We start from the raw sequence: 976 nt of genomic DNA, 5'->3' as shown, positions 1-976 counted from the left end.
CCCCGCGAGCCCGGAGCGCTTGCAATCTTACAGCAAGGCGCTCGCCACGATCGAGAACGGGGGCCCGGCCAAGCTCGGCAAGCAAAGCACGGCGTGGATCACGCGCAACGGTGACTTCGATGCCGCCGGCAACGAGGTCGCAGGCAAGATCCTCTCCATCCACACACAACGCGTGGCCGGCGAAATCGATATGGCGGCCTGCCTCAAGCGTGTCGGGGAGATCATCGGCTGATGGCCATCCTCGATCGCGCCCCCCCGGATTGGAAGCGGCCGCCGATCCCCTGCAAGGTCAAGCTACAGGTGCTGATCAATCAGCATGGCCGTAGCAAGATCGACAAAGAGCGTCTCGGCACGGTTGATAACACCCATTTCGACCACCGGCCTCCGCTCGAGGCGCGCAAGTTCGATACTGCGAAATGGGACACCGTCCCGGCGGCGAACGACCCGACCCACATCCAGGCCATTACCGTGGAGCAACACGACAAGCTGACGAACGGTCCTGGCGGGACGACGCGCATCACGACGCGGGGATCCGACACCGGAGAGCGCTCCCGCACCCGCAACATCCGCCGCAGCCACGACGAGCACCAGGCCGTCATGGAGGCGAAGGCGACCGGCCGCCCTCGGCCGAAGCCGACCAAACCGAAGCAGAAGATCCGCAGCCGGTCGTCGTTTCCCTCCGGCCGCAAGTTTGAATCACGGAGGCAGGCATGAGCACAGCGCTTGTACCGGTTCGCGAGCGATCGTTCGCACAGGAGTTGTCGACGCATTACCGGGCGGTTCGAGCCCGCCTGGGCGCGCCGGAGACGGTGCCGGCGCTGCCGCCGGCCAGGCGCGAGCTCATCCTAGCCGAGGCGTGGCTGCCGCTTGATGTGATCGACCGATTGGCGCCCACGGTCTCGCCGCGCACATCGGCCGCGCTGCAGGTGCGCCCGACACACTTGCTGACGGTCGACAGCCATACCGTGCGCGACAT

The 976-nt window shown here is 66.3% G+C and carries 3 protein-coding genes; all 3 read left to right on the top strand.

Features of this window, described 5'->3' with window-relative positions:
• Positions 1-232 (top strand): hypothetical protein (locus QJT78_RS51590; protein ID WP_281460899.1); only part of this gene is annotated, 232 nt, incomplete at its 5' end.
• On the top strand, positions 232-714 hold the full coding sequence (locus QJT78_RS51585; protein WP_049807942.1) for a hypothetical protein: 483 nt from the start codon (positions 232-234) through the stop codon (positions 712-714). The genes QJT78_RS51590 and QJT78_RS51585, both read left to right, overlap by 1 nt.
• Positions 711-976 (top strand): hypothetical protein (locus QJT78_RS51580; RefSeq protein WP_281460898.1); only part of this gene is annotated, 266 nt, incomplete at its 3' end. The genes QJT78_RS51585 and QJT78_RS51580, both read left to right, overlap by 4 nt.

The sequence above is a fragment of the Bradyrhizobium sp. Mp27 genome (assembly GCF_029953005.1).
In the GTDB taxonomy this organism is placed as follows: domain Bacteria; phylum Pseudomonadota; class Alphaproteobacteria; order Rhizobiales; family Xanthobacteraceae; genus Bradyrhizobium; species Bradyrhizobium barranii.
Note: the sequence above shows the minus strand (reverse complement) of the source record. Positions and strands in the feature narration are given on the sequence as shown.